This window comes from Paraburkholderia sp. HD33-4, assembly GCF_021390635.1.
Classification (GTDB): Bacteria; Pseudomonadota; Gammaproteobacteria; order Burkholderiales; family Burkholderiaceae; genus Paraburkholderia.
In genome coordinates, this window is the sequence record NZ_JAJEJS010000002.1 from 527,327 (window position 1) to 545,107 (window position 17,781).

Annotated in this window: 13 protein-coding genes; 4 read left to right on the forward strand and 9 right to left on the reverse strand. The window is 65.0% G+C overall.

Features of this window, described 5'->3' with window-relative positions:
* Positions 1 to 27: 27 nt before the first annotated feature.
* Both L0U84_RS22340 and L0U84_RS22345 read right to left on the reverse strand, forming a co-directional pair.
* Complete coding sequence (locus L0U84_RS22340; protein ID WP_233852713.1) at positions 28 to 1,215, reverse strand: porin; 1,188 nt, start codon at positions 1,213 to 1,215, stop codon at positions 28 to 30.
* Between the two features lie 432 nt (positions 1,216 to 1,647).
* Positions 1,648 to 2,913, reverse strand: coding sequence for a YihY/virulence factor BrkB family protein (locus L0U84_RS22345; RefSeq protein WP_233852714.1), 1,266 nt, complete (start codon positions 2,911 to 2,913; stop codon positions 1,648 to 1,650).
* A gap of 180 nt (positions 2,914 to 3,093) precedes the next feature.
* On the opposite strand from L0U84_RS22345, the gene L0U84_RS22350 reads away from it, so the two are divergent.
* Positions 3,094 to 3,633, forward strand: coding sequence for a YbaK/EbsC family protein (locus L0U84_RS22350; protein WP_168991422.1), 540 nt, complete (start codon positions 3,094 to 3,096; stop codon positions 3,631 to 3,633).
* Positions 3,634 to 3,758: 125 nt separating this feature from the next.
* On the forward strand, positions 3,759 to 5,318 hold the full coding sequence (locus L0U84_RS22355) for a methyl-accepting chemotaxis protein (RefSeq protein WP_233852716.1): 1,560 nt from the start codon (positions 3,759 to 3,761) through the stop codon (positions 5,316 to 5,318).
* A 79-nt stretch (positions 5,319 to 5,397) separates the two neighbouring features.
* Here L0U84_RS22355 and L0U84_RS22360 read toward each other — a convergent pair whose 3' ends face one another.
* The 7 genes from L0U84_RS22360 to L0U84_RS22395 form a co-directional block, all read right to left on the reverse strand.
* Positions 5,398 to 6,885 carry a SulP family inorganic anion transporter gene (locus tag L0U84_RS22360; protein WP_233852718.1) on the reverse strand — a complete coding sequence of 496 codons (1,488 nt, stop codon included), beginning with the start codon at positions 6,883 to 6,885 and terminating at the stop codon, positions 5,398 to 5,400.
* A 256-nt stretch (positions 6,886 to 7,141) separates the two neighbouring features.
* Complete coding sequence (locus tag L0U84_RS22365; protein ID WP_233852720.1) at positions 7,142 to 7,732, reverse strand: BPSL1445 family SYLF domain-containing lipoprotein; 591 nt, start codon at positions 7,730 to 7,732, stop codon at positions 7,142 to 7,144.
* Positions 7,733 to 7,995: 263 nt separating this feature from the next.
* Positions 7,996 to 9,384, reverse strand: coding sequence for an FAD-binding oxidoreductase (locus L0U84_RS22370; protein WP_233852722.1), 1,389 nt, complete (start codon positions 9,382 to 9,384; stop codon positions 7,996 to 7,998).
* 892 nt (positions 9,385 to 10,276) lie between these two features.
* Positions 10,277 to 12,166 (reverse strand): hypothetical protein, encoded by a 1,890-nt coding sequence (locus L0U84_RS43825; RefSeq protein WP_267939945.1) that lies wholly within the window; start codon positions 12,164 to 12,166, stop codon positions 10,277 to 10,279.
* A 36-nt stretch (positions 12,167 to 12,202) separates the two neighbouring features.
* Positions 12,203 to 12,856 (reverse strand): hypothetical protein, encoded by a 654-nt coding sequence (locus tag L0U84_RS22385; RefSeq protein WP_233852724.1) that lies wholly within the window; start codon positions 12,854 to 12,856, stop codon positions 12,203 to 12,205.
* A 218-nt stretch (positions 12,857 to 13,074) separates the two neighbouring features.
* On the reverse strand, positions 13,075 to 13,737 hold the full coding sequence (gene pdeM / locus L0U84_RS22390) for a ligase-associated DNA damage response endonuclease PdeM (protein ID WP_233852727.1): 663 nt from the start codon (positions 13,735 to 13,737) through the stop codon (positions 13,075 to 13,077).
* The gene (locus L0U84_RS22395) at positions 13,734 to 16,376 is read right to left on the reverse strand and encodes a ligase-associated DNA damage response DEXH box helicase (RefSeq protein WP_233852729.1); all 2,643 of its coding nucleotides are present in this window, start codon (positions 16,374 to 16,376) and stop codon (positions 13,734 to 13,736) included. Before L0U84_RS22395 ends, pdeM begins: the two co-directional genes overlap by 4 nt.
* 253 nt (positions 16,377 to 16,629) lie before the next feature.
* Between L0U84_RS22395 and L0U84_RS22400 the strand changes: the two genes are divergently transcribed.
* Together L0U84_RS22400 and L0U84_RS22405 are read left to right on the forward strand one after the other, a co-directional pair.
* On the forward strand, positions 16,630 to 16,980 hold the full coding sequence (locus L0U84_RS22400) for an FKBP-type peptidyl-prolyl cis-trans isomerase (protein ID WP_233856687.1): 351 nt from the start codon (positions 16,630 to 16,632) through the stop codon (positions 16,978 to 16,980).
* 104 nt (positions 16,981 to 17,084) lie between these two features.
* The gene (locus L0U84_RS22405; protein ID WP_233856689.1) at positions 17,085 to 17,546 is read left to right on the forward strand and encodes a DUF488 domain-containing protein; all 462 of its coding nucleotides are present in this window, start codon (positions 17,085 to 17,087) and stop codon (positions 17,544 to 17,546) included.
* Positions 17,547 to 17,781 lie beyond the last annotated feature (235 nt).

Genomic DNA, 17,781 nt, shown 5'->3' on the forward strand with positions numbered 1-17,781 from the left:
GCGTAGCGGGTCCGACTCGAAGTTCGATTAGAACTTGTGACGGATACCGAGGCTGACCATGACCTGGTTGTTGGTGCTCGCCTGGTTGCCGTACGAACCGATCGAAGCCGTAGCCGATTCGAGGCCGCCATTGGCGCCCGGAACACGCTGTTGGCCGCTTGCGTGCTGCCATGCGCCGACCAGGTAGGTGTCAGTACGCTTCGAGAGGTTGTAGTCGCCGCCCAGCGAAACCTGGTTATACGTTGCGGACGAGTCGCCATGACCCTTCGTGTACGCATAGCCAATACCCACCAGTGCTGCCGGCGTGACCTGGTAGCCCAGGTACGCACGACCCACCTCGTACTTCTGGGTCTGTTTGAAGGTCGACGATCCGTCCTGGTAGTACTGAGCATTGCTGTAGCTCAGGTTACCCGTCCACGGACCGGTAACGTACTGGACAGCCACCGAAGCGATGCCGATCGAGCTCGCGGTTGCGTATGCGGAGTTGATGCCAGCGAACGTCGGGAAGTTCGTGTCGAACGTGGCTTCGCCCGTGGTGGGGCTGTTCCACGCGCTGCGCAGAGCGGGCGTGGCGGGCGAGTTCTTCGTACGCAGGTAGCCGGCAGCGACGCTGAACGGACCCGTTGCATACGTTGCCGCGCCCGAATACGTCTGGCCTGCACCCGTCGCGCCTGCGACGCCACCGAGAGCGTACAGGCCTTCGAACTGGAAGCCCGACCACACCGGCGACACGTACTTGAGCGCGTTGTTCACGCGGAAGCTGTTGTCGTTGTTGTCGACGTCACCCGGCGTAGCGAACGTGCTGCCGAAGTAGTTGTCGCCCGTCAGCGGCTGGATCATGTCGACCAGCGGGTCGTACTGACGACCGGCCGTGAACGTGCCCCAGGAGTCGCCCGTCAAACCGACGTAGGCTTGACGACCGAACATCAGGCCGCCCTGACCGAGCTTGCCGGTGTTGATGTCAAAGCCGTTTTCCAACTGGAAAATTGCCTTCAGGCCGCCGCCGAGGTCTTCCGTGCCCTTCAGGCCGAAACGGTTACCTTGCAGGTTGCCGCCAAACATTTGAAACAGTGCGCCGCCGTGCGGCGTAGAGTTGTTCACGTACTGGATCGACTCATCCAGCACGCCATAGAGGGTCACGCTGCTTTGGGCGTGAGCGACACCAGCGACGCCCAGAAGCGCCAGCGAGAGGGTAGACAGTGCGATTCGTTTCATCCATTTCTCCACGCAGATGATTGTTCGTTGTTGCGGATTGCAGAATAGCTCACCGGCTCCGCGGGGTAGAAACGGAAAAAAAAGGAGTGTCGCCAAAAACACACAATCGATGCAAACCCTTGTATTTAAAGCTCATCAACGATTATTTCTGTTTGCGCAACATTTGTTGGTCTAATTCGCATTATTGTTGATTTGTTGACAATGACCAGCTGAATGCAAGCACTATCCGCACCTATTCGCATGCGGAATGTAATCTAGTCGTCTACACGTCCGTTCGGCTTTGTAGCGAAAACATAAAAGAAACTGCCGACGAAATGACTAGACAGGCTGGACAGAAGGGGCACGTTGTGCCCAAGGGCAATCGACTGGTTTGACGGCGCAACCCGGGTATCTATAACAGCATTGACGGTAGCGCGGTGCGAAGCGCCCGTTTCAGCGCCGCTCGCCGCCACGGCGCGCCACGGCCGCGGCGGTGAGCCCCGCGGCGGCCGCGAGCAGCACCGAGGTCCACGGGTTGCGTCGCACGTAGCGGTCGGCGACCCTCGCCTGGCGGCGCGCTCCGACGAGCGCCGACGCGGCGAAACGGGTGGCTTGCGCTTCGGCGTCGAGCACTTTGCGCGTGACGTCCACCGCGGTCTCATGCGCGGAGCGCTTTTGCGCCGCCGCGCTGGCCGCCGGCAGCGGCGCGGCCGTTTCGCCGGCCATGGCCACAGTTGCGTGAGCAGACGGCGCGGCATGCCCCGCGACGGTCGACGCCGCCAGCACCGACGCGAGCTTCGCGCGGCTGCCCGGCGGCGCATCGCCCTGCATGCCCCAGCCGCCGCGCGGATCGTGCAGCCTGCCGCGTGCCGCCGAAAACTCCGCGCCGAGCAGCAGCACCGCGGCCGAGAAGTACAGCCACATCAGCAGCACCGCGAGCGAGCCGGCCGCGCCGAACGAGCTGGCCATTCCCGCATGCGCGAGATAGAGCGCGAACAGCTTCTTGCCGGCGGAAAACAGGACGGCCGCGACGATGCCGCCCACCAGCGCATCGCGCCACAGCACTTGTGCGTCGGGCAGGAACTTGAGCAGTCCGGCGAACGCGAAGATCAGCACGAGCAGCCCGACGCCGAGCTGCAGCAGATTGCCGATCACGACATACGGCGAGTCGCCCCACAACCAGTTGCCGATGAAGACGATGACCGTATCTAGCACCAGCGACACGATCAGCAGGAACGCGACGCCGAGCACGAGCCCGAACGAAATCAGCCGCACCCGCACCAGCGCGATCCAGCTGGACGTGCGGGGCCCGCTGTACGGCCACACTAAATTGAGCGCGCTGTTCAGCGACGAGAACGTCGCCGACGCGCCGATCGCCAGCAGCGAGAATGAAATGATCGTCGCGATGCCGCCTTTGGCGCCCGCGTGATGCGCGTTCTCGACGATCGTCTGCACGCCGGCCGCGGCCTGGTCGCCGATCAGGCCGTTGATATGCCCGAACAGCTCGCCGCGCGCGGCCGCCGGGCCGAAGAACCAGCCGGCCACCGCGAGCACCATCACGAGCGTCGGCGCGAGCGAGAACGCCGCATAGAACGCGATGCTCGCCGCCATCGCCGGACAGCGGTTCTCCGTGAACTGCCGCAGTGCGCCCATCGCCCAGTTGGCCTGATGACGCGCGGCGTGCTGGAGGTTCTCGCGAGAAAGGGTGTCGATGTCCATGATCGTGTCTGAATCGTGACGGCGCTTTCACGGTGTTTGCTCGGTTGCCTTGCGCAAACCTCGTGCCCGTCACTATACAAGTTAGGCGGCGCGCTGCATGGCCTGCTTTCGAGCACTGTTTCGCGGCCGTCCGCGCGTACCGCTAGAATGCAGCGGGTTAATGTCACCTTTCCGCTCATCATGCATTCGCACGAACTCGTACAGCAACTGGACGTCATCGAGCGCGACCAGTGGAGCGCGCATCTGCCCGCGCACGTCATCGAACAATTGCCGGCGCACGGGATCACGGTGTTCGCCGTCACCGACGACGCCTCCGACACCGCCGCATTCAGCGCGCGCTACGGCTTCGGTCTCGAAGACTGCGCGAACACGATCGTGGTCCGGTACAAGAAAGATGGTGGCGAACACTTTGCGGCGCTGGTGTCGCTCGGCTCGCGGCGGCTCGACATCAACGGCGCGGTGAAGGCCGCGCTCGGCGCACAGCGGCTGTCGTTCGCGAAGCGCGAGGCGGCGGTCGAGCATAGCCAGATGGAGTTCGGCGGCATTACCGCGTTCGGTCTGCCGGCCGACTGGCGCGTTCTGGTCGACGCCGCGGTGATGGAGCGCGCGCAGGTCGTGATGGGCGCGGGCATGCGCGCGGCCAAGCTGCTGCTCGCGCCCGACGTGCTGCGGCAATGGCCGCGCTGCGAGGTGGCGGCGCTGACGCTGCCGCCGGAGTGAAACCCGCAACCTTGAAGCTGCACTGAAGTTTTCCCCCGTCGCGCCGTTAATCCCGACAACGACATGAAACGTTTGCGGTGTCCGCTCGCGCGGATAGCCGCCGACCACGATAAGGGATACGGAAGATGGAACGGTTTCGCCTGAAAGTGCGGCTGTGGCTCGCGCTCGCGGTGATGTGCATGGGCATTCTGGCGATCGGCCTGTGGGGGGCGTTCAAGACGCGCGACACGATGATCGCCGATCGTGAGGCCGAGCTGAAAAACGTGGTCAGCATCGCGTACAGCGTGCTCGATCGCTACAACGGGCTCGTCGCGGCCGGCACGATGCCGCTCGCCGACGCGCAGCGCGCCGCGATGGACGACCTGCGCGCAATGCGCTACGACGGTGCCGGCGGCTATCTCGTGCTCGAAGACAGCCACGCGCGCGTGCTGATGCATGCCACGCGCGCCGACCTCGTCGGCAAGGACATGACCAACGTCACCGATCCGGACGGCCGCCATGTATTCAAGGAAGGTTCCGAGCAAACGCAGCGCGAAGGCGAGGCTTTCGTTCACCTGATGTTCCCGAAGCCCGGCACCGACAAGCTCGCGCCGAAGAGCAACTACATGCGGCTTTACAAGCCGTGGGACTGGACCATCGTCACCGGTGTCTTCACGGACGATATCGACGCCGTGTTCTACCGCACCCTCGTGCAGTACGTGATCGCGGCGCTGGTGCTTTGCGCGCTCGTGTCGGTGGTGATCGGCGTGATTCTGCGCAGCATTCTGCGTCAGCTTGGCGGCGAACCGGCGTACGCGGTGCAGATCGCATCGCGTATCGCGGACGGCGATCTCGACGTGGTCGTCGACGCGAAGAGCGGCGACAGTACGAGCCTGCTCGCCGCGATGAAACGCATGCAGCAGCGCCTCGCGCAGGCGATCGAGCAGATTCGCGGCGGCGCGACGCTGATTTCGTCGGTATCGAACGAGATCGCCGCGGGCAATTCGGATCTGTCGCGCCGCACCGAGCAGCAGGCGGCCGCGCTCGGTGAGACCGCGTCGAGCATGGAGCAGATCACCGCGACCGTGCGTCAGAACGCCGACAACGCGAAGCAGGCGAGCCAGCTTGCGCACAACGCGTCGGAGACCGCGGCGCGCGGCGGCGCGGTGGTCGGTCAGGTGATCGACACGATGCGCGGGATTTCGCAGTCGTCGCACCGGATCGGCGACATCATCGGCGTGATCGAAGGGATTGCGTTTCAGACCAATATCCTCGCGCTGAACGCGGCCGTCGAGGCGGCGCGCGCGGGCGAGGAGGGCCGCGGTTTCGCGGTGGTCGCGGGCGAAGTGCGCACGCTCGCGCAGCGCAGCGCGGCGGCCGCGAAGGAGATCAAGGCGCTGATCGAGGAATCGGCCGCGCAGATCGCAGGCGGCTCGGAGCACGTCGGGCGCGCGGGCGACACGATGCAGGAAGTCGTGCAGGCAGTGCGTCGCGTGAACGACATCATGGGCGAGATCAGCGCGGCGTCGGCCGAACAGACTTCGGGCATCGAGCAGGTCAACATCGCGGTCGCGAGCATGGATCAGACGACCCAGCAGAATGCGGCGCTCGTCGAGGAAGCGAGCGCGGCGGCCGATGTGCTGAGGACGCAGACCGGGCAATTGTCGGCGGCGATCGCGGTGTTCAGGTTGCCGGAGCAGCGCTAAAGCGCCTGGCCGCGTTGTCGACGCGCGCGCGAGAATTCACCGCACGCGCGATCGCAACGCGGTGCGTGCCGCGAGTGTTTCAGGCGAAGCCGATCCCCGCGCGGCTCAATAATCGCCGGTTGCGCTCCGACAGATTCTTCATGCGTAACTGCTTGCCCGCCTTGCGATAGCGCTCCGCGAGCCCCTGCAACGCGGCGAGCGCCGAATGATCGGCGAGCAGAAGGTGACTGCAATCGACGGTCACGCTCGCCGGGTCGCACGCCGGATCGAACAGCTCGTGAAAGCGCGTCGTCGACGCGAAAAACAGCGTGCCGCGCGGCACATAGGTCTTATGGCCCGCGCGATCCTCGGCGTGCGCGTGAATTTCGCGCGCGTGCTGCCACGCGAAGTTGAGCGCGGCGATCACGATGCCGCACATCACCGCGATCGCGAGATCGGCGAACACGGTGATGACCGTGACCGCGACGATCACGAGCGCGTCGTTGCGCGGCACCTTGCCGAGCACGCGCAGCGAGCCCCACGCGAAAGTCTGCTGCGCGACCACGAACATCACGCCGACCAGCGCCGCGAGCGGAATCCGCTCGATCAGCGGCGACAGGAACAGGATGTACAGCAGGATCATCACGCCGCTGACGATTCCCGACAGTCGCGAGCGTCCCCCCGAGTTCAGGTTGATCATGGTCTGACCGATCATCGCGCAACCGCCCATGCCGCCGAACAGTCCCGACGCAATATTCGCCGCGCCGAGCGCGACGCATTCGCGATTCGGTTGACCACGCGTTTCGGTGATTTCGTCGGTCAGGTTGAACGTCAGCAGCGTTTCGAGCAGACCGACGATCGCGATCAGCACCGCGTAGGGCAGGATGATGCGCAGCGTCTCGAGATCGAGCGGCACGTCGGGCAAATGCAGCGTCGGCAGATTGCCGGCGATATGCGCCATGTCGCCGAGGGTACGCGTCGGCAGATGCAGCAGCTGCGTCATAAGACCGATGCCGAGAATGGCCACGAGCGCCGGCGGCGCGGCTCGCGTAAGACGCGGCAGCAGATAGACGATCGCCATGGTCAGCGCGACGAGCCCGCACATCGTCGCGAGCGCGCTGCCGTGCAGCCACGCTTCGCCGTGCGGCGTGTCCGTTTTGAAGTGCGCGAGCTGCGCGGTCGCGATGACGATCGCGAGTCCGTTGACGAAGCCGAGCATCACCGGATGCGGGACCATGCGGATCAGTTTGCCGAGCCGCAAAACGCCGAACAGCGTCATCAGGACGCCGCTGAGGATCACGGTCGCGAGCAGATACTGCGCGCCGTGCTCGACGACGAGCGCAACGATCACCACGGCCATCGAGCCGGCCGCGCCGGAAATCATGCCGGGGCGTCCGCCGAAAAGCGCGGTGACGGTGCAGATAAAGAATGCGCCGTACAGACCCATCAACGGATTCAGATGGGCGACGAGCGCAAAGGCGATGCATTCGGGCACCAGTGCGAACGACGAGGTCAGGCCGGCGAGCACGTTGCTGCGAATGCCGGACAGCCACGCGGGCCGAGCGGAAGCGGGACTAGCGGTGTTCATGTCTGATGAAGGGGCGCGCGAGCGCAATACTGAGGCCTGCGCTGAACTGGCTTGGCAGCGCGCGCGGCTGCGCGAAGGATGCGTCCGCCGGGCGCGGACGGTTTGCGAAAGGCGTGGATTCTACCGTAGCGCGACGAATGGCGCTGGCAACGCGGGCGGGAACGCGATGGGTTGAATGCGCTGCGAGGATTGGTGGTGCAATCGCGCGTCGCGCCCGCACCGCCAATCCGCAACAGGGAAAGCCGCGCTCAGATATTTAGATGATCAGCCGCGACACCTTGGTGCCTTCGAGCGACACGCCGGCCATCAAGCCGCCGTTGGTCAGCACGAAAGCCTGCACCGGGCTCGTCGCGGTCGACGAATCGACCGCACCGTTCGCGCCGACCTTCAGCACGGCGACGGTCGCATTCGCGCCGACGGCCCAGCCCTGGCTGTGCATGAATTCGTCGAGCGACTCCTGCGTCATGAACAGGAACACGAGCGCCTTCGACTGCGCGCCGATCTGCAAGCCGAACGAGCCTGCGAGCGTGCTGTAGTAGCCGACCGTGTGGCCGTCGATGCGCATCGCCCCTTCACCATACTGTCCACCGACCCAGAAGCCGGCCGAGATCACCGACGGAAACACCAGCACGCCGCGCGCTTTGCCAACGAGCTCGCGCGAACCGTCGACGTTTTCGTAGAGACGCGCGAGCGTCGCGTCGACACCCGCGTTGATCGTGTCGCGCTTGCCGGCGTTGGCCGAAGGCGACGCGTTCGAGGACGGCGAAGTCGTCGTGCAACCGGTGAGGCTCAGGCCAGCGACGGCCAATGCAGCGCTGCCGGTCATGATGAATTGTCGTCTGCGCATGACTGTTTTCCTTTGCGTTTCCCACGCGTTTTGTACGTTATGGAAGAGAGCGGTGAGCCGCCTGCTTTGCTTTGTTCTCATTTGCACACCAGAGGTTCCGTGCGCGCGGGCATCGTCGTTGAGCAGGCATGCCGCGACGCCCGCATCGCGGGCGTCCGTCAGTGGAGTAGCAGGTAGTGTGCCCAATGGCCGCGCCGCCTTGCGCGAGGGCTGTGCGGCCATTGGAGTTGGGCGCTTTCGTCGATCTGCGTCGCGCGTCGACGCTACACCGTCGGGCGAATGTTCTGGTTATGGCGGAACAGATTGCGCGGGTCGTAGCGGTTCTTCACGGCAACGAGCCGGTCATAGTTCGGCCCATAAGCATCCGCGATACGGCCGCCTTCTTCCTCGGTCATGAAGTTGACGTACACGCTGCCTAACGCAAAGGGGCGCGACGCGTCGAAAAAGTCGCGCGCCCACGCGACGCAGCGCTCGTCGTCGCGCGCATCGTCCCAGCGGCCGTGCACGTTCATCGCGTATTGCGTTTCGCGGGCCGGGTAGGCGGTCGCGTCGACCGCCACGCGCTGCGTTTGCGCGCCGATCAGCCCGAAGAAAATTTCGCATTGCGCGGACGGCAGCGTGTCGATCGCGCGGATCAGCGCGTCGATCAGACCATCGTCGATGCTGGCGAGGTTGTGCGATTTCCAGTAGTTGCGCGCGCCCGGCGTGAGCAGAGGATCGAAGGCCTGTTGCCACATTTCATAGGGCATCGGACCAAGATGTTCGCCGAGCGGCTTGCCGAAGCCGCGCGCGGCTTCCACCGCGGCTGGGCCGTTTTCGACCGGCCCGTTGTAGCACATCGCGAACACCAGCACGGGCTTGCCGTGCACATCGGGCGACAGGAACGGCAGCGGTGGCGCGAGCCGCGCGACGGCCCATACGGCCAACTCGTCGGGCATCGCGGGCACGGCATCGCGGTATTTGATCAGTGCTTCCTTCGCCTCGGCGAACGGCAACACGACGAGGCCGCCGTAGACCTGCGGGCCGACCTCATGCAGCGCGAACTCGAATCGCGTCACCACCCCGAAATTGCCGCCGCCGCCGCGAACCGCCCAGAACAGATCCTCATTCGTGGTGGCGTTCAGGTGGCGCAATTCGCCGTCCGCGGTGACGATGTCGGCCGCGACGAGGTTGTCGATCGTCATGCCGTAGCGGCGGCTCAGCCAGCCGAAGCCGCCGCCGAGCGTCAGACCCGCGACGCCGGTCGTCGAATTGATGCCGAGCGGCGTCGCGAGTCCGAATGCCTGCGCTTCGTGGTCGAGATCGTGCAGCGTCGCGCCAGGTTCGACATACGCGCGCCGCGCGTCCGGGTCGATTCGCACCGATTTCATCGTGGACAGATCGAGCACGAGGCCGTCGTCGCACACAGCGCTGCCGCCGATGTTGTGACCGCCGCCGCGTATTGCGAGCGGCAGGCCGTTGTCGCGCGCGAAGGCGACGCCGCGGCGCACGTCGGCGACGCCCGCGCAGCGCAGGATCATCGCGGGAGAACGGTCGATCATCGCGTTCCAGATGCTGCGCGCCGTGTCGAAGCCCGGCGTGTCGGGCAGCAGAAGCTGGCCGCGTAGTCCGGATTTGAATTCGTCGACCGCGCTGCTGGAGATAGTAACCATGTTGTACCTCGTCGGACAGGGAAAGGCGCTCGCAGAACACTGCTCAGCAGACCAAACTAAACGCGGGCGGTGAATGAAAGCGGATTGAGAGATTTGGCTGCGTGCAGTAAACGGGGCGGCGCGTCGAAGGCAAACAAAGGTTTACCCGCGCCGGTGCGCAATTCCCCGCGGTGGCTCGTGGGACAGGCTTTTGCGGGCACGACGACGACGCTTCGCCGCCGTAGCGCCGAAGATGGTGGGAATGCTTCGGAAATAACGTGCGGGCTGATGTGTTGGTTATCTGACGCGCTGGTGGTTGCGTCACGACACTTTGCATAGGACGTGGGTCGTGATCGCGCGTGCGGCTGCCTCGCACATTCGACGACTGTGCGAGGCAGCGCACATTGCGACACCGATTTTCTCGTCGCACGCGCGTTGCATAACGACACGTAATGTTTCGCGCGCGCGTTTCGATGATTTTCATTGCGTTGTCTATTGGATTGCTCTCATTCGCCTTTTCCATTTTTCATTTTTATGTGTGGGCGGCCACATGAATAAAACGGCCGATGTGTAAATTGGGCTAATTCGTCCGATAAAACCTATGTTCGATTTTCTTTTTGCCGATCCGATTTCGCTGGGGGCGATGGTTTTAACTTCCCGTCTGAAGAATATGGATTAGCTGATTCGTCGGGCAAATCGGCGCTTGACGCCGCCTGGCGGGCCGTTTCGGCAATATCGCATTGCGTGGTCTAGCGCACGGTCGCGCGATTGCGCTGCGAATAACTTCAACGTCCATCAAGCCTCGCTGTGCGGCTCTCACGATCAGGTGCGCGCACGGCCAGCCGATTCTCTCGAAACACGCCAAATCTGACCGGGGATTTTCCGTGAGAGAAGTGTTTAGATCGGGCGCATTTTAATTCGCGTAAAGCGAAGCTGCGCAGAGGATTTGGATTTGCGTTTTATTGGCGAGAGGAGATTCACTCGTTAATTGGGCCGGTCGTTCTGGGGAAATAATTAGGAGAGTGAAATGAAAAAGCAAAACGGGGACGCGTGGATATTGGGCACGCGACGGGCGGCTTTGGCAGTCGCGGTCAGTCTTTATGCGGCGATGGCGGGTGCGCAGACGAATTCGGGGAGCACCGCCGCGCCGGCAACGAATCCAGGAATGATGGTGCTCGCCGAGGCGAGCTTGCACGGCGGATGTCCGTCGGGCGGTGGGCCGGGCTGCACGTCGCAGGGAGGCGGGCAAGTCGGGTCGGGCGGCTTCGGCGTCGCGGCGGCGGGGCTCGGCTCGACGTCGTCCACCGGCTCGTCGGTGGGCACCGGGACGTCGTCGACGGGCGCGAGCGCGGGCAGCAGCGGCGGAAATAGTTCGGCGAATTCCGGCACGGGCGGAGTGGGCTCGGGAAATACCGGCGGCAACAACGGTAACGGCGGCGCTGGTAGCGGTGGTGGCGGGGATGGATCGGGGAATGGCGGCACCGGCGGCACTGGCGGCGGGGATAACGGCGGCGGGGATGGTGGGGACAGTGGTGGGGATGGTGGGCATGGCCATGGGCACGGTCATGGACATGGCCACGGTGGCGATGGTGACGGCGATGGCGGTCATGGTCACGGTCATGGTGGGGATGGTGACGGCGATGGCGGTCATGGTCACGGTCATGGTGGCGATGGTGACGGCGACGGCGGTCATGGTCACGGTCATGGTGGCGATGGTGACGGCGATGGCGGTCATGGTCACGGTCATGGTGGCGATGGTGACGGCGACGGCGGTCATGGTCACGGCCACGGCGGGGATGGTGACGGCGACGGCGGTCATGGTCACGGTCATGGTGGGGATGGTGACGGCGATGGCGGTCATGGTCACGGCCACGGCGGGGATGGTGACGGCGACGGCGGTCATGGTCACGGTCATGGTGGCGATGGTGACGGCGACGGCGGTCATGGTCACGGCCACGGTGGGGATGGTGACGGCGACGGCGGTCATGGGCATGGTCACGCCGGCGATGGCGACGGCAGTCATGGTCACGGCGGTGACGGCGATGGCGATGGTGGTCATGGACATGGCCACGGCGGTGACGGCGATGGCAATGGCGGTCACGGCGCCAGCGGTCATGGCGACGGTGGCCATGGCGATGGTGGCCACGGTGACGGAGGCCATGGTGACGGTGGCCACGGCGACGGTGGCCATGGCGATGGTGGCCACGGTGACGGTGGCCACGGCGACAGTGGCCATGGCGATGGTGGCCACGGTGACGGCGGCCATGGTGACGGTGGCCACGGCGACGGTGGCCACGGCGACGGTGGCCATGGCGATGGTGGCCACGGTGACGGTGCCCATGGCGATGGCGGCCACGGTGACGGCGGCCATGGTGACGGTGGCCACGGCGACGGCGGTCACGGCGACGGTGGCCATGGCGATGGTGGCCACGGTGACGGCGGCCACGGTGACGGCGGCCACGGTGACGGTGGTCATGGCGACGGTGGTCATGGCGATGGTGGCCACGGTGACGGTGGTCATGGGGATGGCGGCCATGGCGCCAGCGGTCATGGCGATGGTGGCCAAGGTGATGGCGGCCACGGCGATGGTGGTCACGGCCAGAGCGGTCATGGCGACGGCGGCCACGGCGGCAACGGCAGCGCGGGCAATAGTGGTGGCGAAGGCAAAGGCGGCTCCGGAAACGGTGGCCATGGTGGTGAAGGCGGTGGCGGCCAGGGCAACGGTGGCTCCGGACACGGCGGTCATGGTGGTGGTGAAGGCGGTGGCGGCCAGGGCAATGGCGGCTCCGGACATGGTGGCCATGGCGGTGAAGGCGGTGGCGGCCAGGGTAACGGCGGCTCAGGAAATGGCGGCCATGGTGGTGAAGGCGGTGGCGGCCAGGGCAACGGCGGTTCCGGACATGGCGGCCATGGTGGTGAAGGCGGTGGCGGCCAGGGTAACGGCAGCTCCGGAAACGGTGGCCATGGCGGTGAAGGCGGCGGTGGCGGCCAGGGCAATGGCGGTTCCGGACATGGCGGCCATGGCGGTGACGGCGGTGGCGGCCAGGGCAACGGCGGTTCCGGAAACGGCGGCCATGGCGGCGACGGCGGTGGCGGCCAGGGTAACGGCGGTTCCGGACATGGCGGCCATGGCGGCGACGGCGGTGGCGGCCAGGGCAACGGCGGTTCCGGGCATGGCGGCCATGGTGGTGAAGGCGGTGGCGGCCAGGGCAACGGCGGTTCCGGGCATGGCGGCCATGGTGGTGAAGGCGGTGGCGGCCAGGGTAACGGCGGCTCCGGAAACGGTGGCCATGGCGGTGACGGCGGTGGCGGCCAGGGCAATGGCGGTTCTGGACATGGCGGCCATGGCGGTGACGGCGGTGGTCAAGGCAACGGCGGCTCCGGCAACGGAGGCCACGGTGGCCATGGCGGCAACGGCGGCAACGGCGGCGGCCAAGGCAGCGGCGGCCACGGTGGCGGCTACGGCGGCGGTGGCTCCGGCAACGGCGGCCACGGCGGCGGCAACCACTAACCCGTGGCAGGAGTCCCGCGAACCTTGCGGGGCTCCCTCCACGAATGGAGGCCGGCGCCGCCCGGCCTCCACACCGACCGTGCTCGGGCGTCACAGGGCACTTGCAGCTAAAAAGCCGGCGAAAAGCCCCTTAGCGAACCAGCAAACAAAAAACCCAACCAAACAACAAAGCAACAAAGTGGACGGCCCCCACCGTCCACTCAACTCCGCAACTCGATCACCCTCTCCTGCACGACAAGAAAAACTCTCTCCCCCAAAACGCGCCCCGTCTCACGAGCGCCTCCAGTAAAACTCCCGAACGCCGGCAGCACCCCCCGATCGATCCCAAAGCGAAAGCACGGCACGCGCACCGAATCGGTCCGCGTCGCGATCCGATAGACCGGATGCACATGCCCTGCGAGCACATACGCGTGATCGACCGCATGCGGGTGATGGCACAGCGCCCACGCCCCGACGTGCCACGGCTCGCGCACAGACTCGACATCCAACCGACGCGGCAACGTACCTGCCTGCCGATCGTGATTGCCCTCGACGAGCACCACGCGCATCGACGCATGCCGTGCGCGCCAGGCATGCAACGCATCGAGCGTGAGCGTCGACAGCGACTCGCGCGCGTGCAGCAGATCGCCGAGAAACACCAGCGTCGCCGGCTCGAACTCGGCGATCAGACGATCGATCCGCAGCAGATTGTCGGCGGTCGAGCCGGTCGGCACCGGAATGCCGCGCGCGCGAAACACCGCATCCTTGCCGAAATGCGCATCGGCGATAAAAAGCGCACGCAACACAGGATCGAAACTGGCGCGCAAGCTCGACAGCACGAGAGGTCGTCCGTCGACGTCGATTGCAAGCGAGGTCGGCTTCATCGTTGCGCCGCCCTTTCGAGTTCGGCGAGCATCCGCTCGACGCGATCGGCGAGCTTCTCGGTGCTGACTCTTTCGCGCAGGCGTCCGACGATCATCGGAAACGCGAACGGCGTCGGCTTCTTCGGCCGCGTGAGCACGACGCGGCTCGCGTTCATTCGTTCGAGCGCAATACGAATGCGCCGCACGTCGAGTTCCTGCAGCAGTACTTCGGTATCGGCCTGACCAAGCAGCAGATTGCCGCGATCGTGCTGGCGAAAGATCTCGTAGAAAAGTCCGCTCGATGCCTGCAATTGCCGCGCGCTTTTCTGCTGTCCCGGATGCGCCTGGAATACCAGTCCCGACACTCGCGCAATCTCGCGAAAGCGTCGCAGGGAGAGCTCGGACGAATTGAGGCTCGCGAGAATGTCGTGATCGAGTTCTTCAGGTGAAAGCAGGCCATTGCGCAATTGCGCGTCCCAATCGAATGCCTGCGCGCACAGCAGTTCGAAGCCGTAGTCGTTCATCGAAATCGAAAACGTGCCGGGCTTCTCGCGCGCGACTCGCCACGCGAGCAACGCGCCGAGTCCGATATGCGCGGTGCGCCCCGCGAACGGATAGCAGAAGAAGTGGTGACCCTCGCGCGATTTCAGCAGTTCGACGACGAGTACGCCCGGCTCGGGCAATGCCGACCACTTCTGCTGCAACTCGAGCAGCGGTCGTACCGCGCGCATCTCCGGTTCGTCGTAAATGCCGTCGGCGGCGCGCGCCAGCATCGTCAGCGTCGCGTCGGCGAGTTCGGACGATAGCGGCATACGACTGCCGGCCCATTGCGGCATCGCGCCGCGAGACGAGGTCGCGCGCCGCACCCACGCCGTCATGTCCTGCACGCGGATCAGTTCGAGTGCGCGGCCACCGAACGTGAACACATCGCCGGGCTTGAGCCGCGAAATGAACGATTCCTCGATTGCGCCAATGCGTCCGCCCGACAGATACGCAACGTTCAGCGTGCCGTTCGCGACGATCGTGCCGATGTTGTTGCGATGCCGCCGCGCGAGATCGTGGCGCGGGACGCGGTACAGACCGTCGCTATCGCGCGCGACGCGATGGTAGTCGGGATACGCGCGCAGCGTCGCGCCGCCGCCTTCGACGAAACCCAACGCCCAGTTGAACTCCTGCTGCGTCAGATCGCGATATGCATAGGTGTGCAGAAGTTCATCGTACAATTCGCCCGCGCCGAAACCACCGCCGATCGCAACGGTGACGAGGTGCTGCACCAGCACGTCAAACGGTTTTTGCGGCGTATCGCGGCTTTCGATCTGCCGCTTGTCGACGGCTTCACGCGCGGCCGCCGCTTCGATCAATTCGAGCGCATGCGTCGGCACGATCGTCACCCGCGACGGCAAACCGGGCGCATGTCCCGAGCGGCCCGCGCGCTGCATTAAACGCGCGACACCTTTCGGCGAGCCGATCTGGAACACACGTTCCACCGGCAGAAAATCGACGCCTAGATCGAGACTCGACGTACACACAACGACTTTCAGCAAGCCGTTCTTCAACCCACGCTCGACCCACTCGCGCACCTGCTGATCGAGCGAGCCGTGATGCAAGGCGATCGCTCCGGCCCACTCGGGCCGCGCGTCGAGTAGTGCCTGATACCACACCTCGCATTGCGAGCGCGTGTTCGTGAAGACGAGCGACGTGCGTGCTTCGTCGATCGCGCGCGCGACCGCATCGACCTGGCGCATGCCCATATGACCGCCCCACGGAAAGCGCTCGATCGTGTCGGGAATGATCGTGTCGACGATCAGTGCTTTGGGCAGAGCGCCGTGTACGGTGACGCGCGGCGTCGCGACCGGCGCGAGCAGTACCTCGGTCGCGAACGACAGATTGCCGAGCGTCGCCGACAACCCCCACACCTGCAAGCCGGGCCGCCAATGCCTGAGACGGGCGAGCGCGAGCTGCGTCTGCGTGCCGCGTTTATTGCCGAGCAGTTCGTGCCATTCGTCGACGATCACGAGCCGTACCTGAGCCAGTACTTCGCGCGCATCGGCGCGTGTCAGGATCAGCGTCAGACTCTCGGGCGTCGTGACGAGCGCGGACGGCATGCGTCGGTTCTGCCGCTCGCGTTCGGCGGCCGATGTATCGCCGGTGCGCAGACCGATGCTCCAGGGTACGGCGAGTTCGGCCGCGGAGCTTTGCAATGCGCGCGCGGTGTCGGCCGCGAGCGCGCGCATCGGCGTGATCCAAAGTACCGTCAGCGGGTCGGGATGCTTGCGCGGCATCGGAGCTGCGCTTGCGAACGCGGCGAGCGCGCCGAACCATACGGCCCAGGTTTTGCCGGCTCCGGTGCTCGCGTGCAGCACCCCGCTCGCGCCGCCGTCGATATTGCGCCACACCTCGCGCTGAAACTCGAACGGTTGCCAGCGGCGCGCGGCGAACCATGTAGCGCGTTTGTCCGCGAACGGGCGGCGCGCTTCGTCGGGTGAATACGAGGGGAACGGTAGCGGCTCGAAAGCCGGTTCGCGCGCATCGAGCCGAGCCTGTTGCGCGCGGCTGCGAGGAATCCGGCGCGGCCTGGGCGCGCGAGGCCGCTCGTCGGCGGACGCAGGCGCGGCGCTGGGGTCGTAAGCGGGGTCGTCGGAATGGGCCGGCTCGGTCATCGAAAGCGCTCTCAACGGGTATGGCGGAGTCGCGTGCCGGCGACTCCTGCGCCGGATGTTCATGTGGACCGCGGGGTCGCGCGGCGGTTCAGCGACGTCCCGGATAGGCGAGTAACGGCCGGAGGCATCGGGCAATAGCTGAAAGCCTCGGCCGACATCCGATCCGTTACAATCAGCCGGATTACCCCACTGGAGATTCGCTTTGAAATCACTCGTTGCTTTGCTGGCCGCAGCCGTTCTGTCCTCGACCGCGATGGCTGCCGCGCCGGCCACGGAGAAACTGCCGTCCGGTGTCATCGTCGAACATCTGACGCAAGGCACGGGCCCGCAACCGTCCGCGACCGACGTGGTAAAGGTCAACTATCGCGGCACGCTGCCCAACGGCACCGAATTCGACAGCTCGGCCAAGCATGGCGGCCCGGCCACGTTCCCGCTCAATCGCGTGATTCCGTGCTGGACGCAAGGCGTGCAGAAGATGAAAGTCGGCGGCAAGGCGCGACTCACGTGCCCGGCGGCGACCGCCTACGGTGATCGCGGCGTCGGCCCGATTCCGCCGAATACCGATTTGACCTTCGAAGTCGAACTGGTCGACATCGTCAAGTAAATGCGCGCGAGCGGCGCTAAAAATGCACTGAGACCCGAGCCTCGCCGCGCCCATCGCGGCGAGGCTTTTTTATGGGCGCCGAATGGCCCGCCAGGGGATTCACCATGAAAAGTAGCAAAAGCGCCGTGCAGGTGGCGAGCATTGGTTTTACCGGCAAGAGCGCCCAGAAGTTCTTCAGTTTGTTGAAGGACGCCCATGTGCGCACGGTGCTCGACATTCGCCTCAACAACACGTCGCAGCTGGCGGGCTTTGCGAAAAAGCAGGATTTGCCTTTCTTTCTCGAGCAGTTGTGCAATGCGGCGTACGTGGAAATACCGGAGCTGGCTCCCGAACCGGAACTGCTCAAACGCTACCAGGGCAAGCAGTTGAGCTGGGAGAACTTTCGCGAGGAGTATTTCGACCTGATTGCCCGCCGTCGTGTCGAAAGCAATCTGGATATCGCGCTATTCGACTCGGGTTGCCTGCTTTGCAGTGAACATTTACCACATCATTGTCACCGGATGTTCGCGCTGGAGTATCTGAACCAGCACTGGAATAGTCGTCTGTCCGTTACACATTTGACCTGACCGGCGTCAAGGCCGGGTTACCCTTTTTCGCCTCATCCCCCAGCGGCATTCCGGGCCGGCAGGTTGCATCTCGCTGGCCACGCCCGCGTTTCCTTCAGTAGCCCGAATAGTCGCGTGGCGCAAAACGTTGAAAAACGCGTACGGAACGCATGTTTTTTAAAGGCGCGCGCCGCTCGCTCGTCTACTATCTACTCACGCGTAGCTCCCCGTATTCGTCTCGCCCCATCGCCGGCCA

Coding starts and splice junctions, on each gene's coding strand:
- L0U84_RS22340 (WP_233852713.1), bottom strand. CDS start 1,215: ATGAAACGAATCGCACTGTCTACCCTCTCGCTGGCGCTTCTGGGCGTC.
- L0U84_RS22345 (WP_233852714.1), bottom strand. CDS start 2,913: ATGGACATCGACACCCTTTCTCGCGAGAACCTCCAGCACGCCGCGCGT.
- L0U84_RS22350 (WP_168991422.1), top strand. CDS start 3,094: ATGCATTCGCACGAACTCGTACAGCAACTGGACGTCATCGAGCGCGAC.
- L0U84_RS22355 (WP_233852716.1), top strand. CDS start 3,759: ATGGAACGGTTTCGCCTGAAAGTGCGGCTGTGGCTCGCGCTCGCGGTG.
- L0U84_RS22360 (WP_233852718.1), bottom strand. CDS start 6,885: ATGAACACCGCTAGTCCCGCTTCCGCTCGGCCCGCGTGGCTGTCCGGC.
- L0U84_RS22365 (WP_233852720.1), bottom strand. CDS start 7,732: ATGCGCAGACGACAATTCATCATGACCGGCAGCGCTGCATTGGCCGTC.
- L0U84_RS22370 (WP_233852722.1), bottom strand. CDS start 9,384: ATGGTTACTATCTCCAGCAGCGCGGTCGACGAATTCAAATCCGGACTA.
- L0U84_RS43825 (WP_267939945.1), bottom strand. CDS start 12,166: ATGGCCACCATGTCCGGAGCCGCCATTGCCCTGGCCGCCACCGCCTTC.
- pdeM (WP_233852727.1), bottom strand. CDS start 13,737: ATGAAGCCGACCTCGCTTGCAATCGACGTCGACGGACGACCTCTCGTG.
- L0U84_RS22395 (WP_233852729.1), bottom strand. CDS start 16,376: ATGACCGAGCCGGCCCATTCCGACGACCCCGCTTACGACCCCAGCGCC.
- L0U84_RS22400 (WP_233856687.1), top strand. CDS start 16,630: ATGGCTGCCGCGCCGGCCACGGAGAAACTGCCGTCCGGTGTCATCGTC.
- L0U84_RS22405 (WP_233856689.1), top strand. CDS start 17,085: ATGAAAAGTAGCAAAAGCGCCGTGCAGGTGGCGAGCATTGGTTTTACC.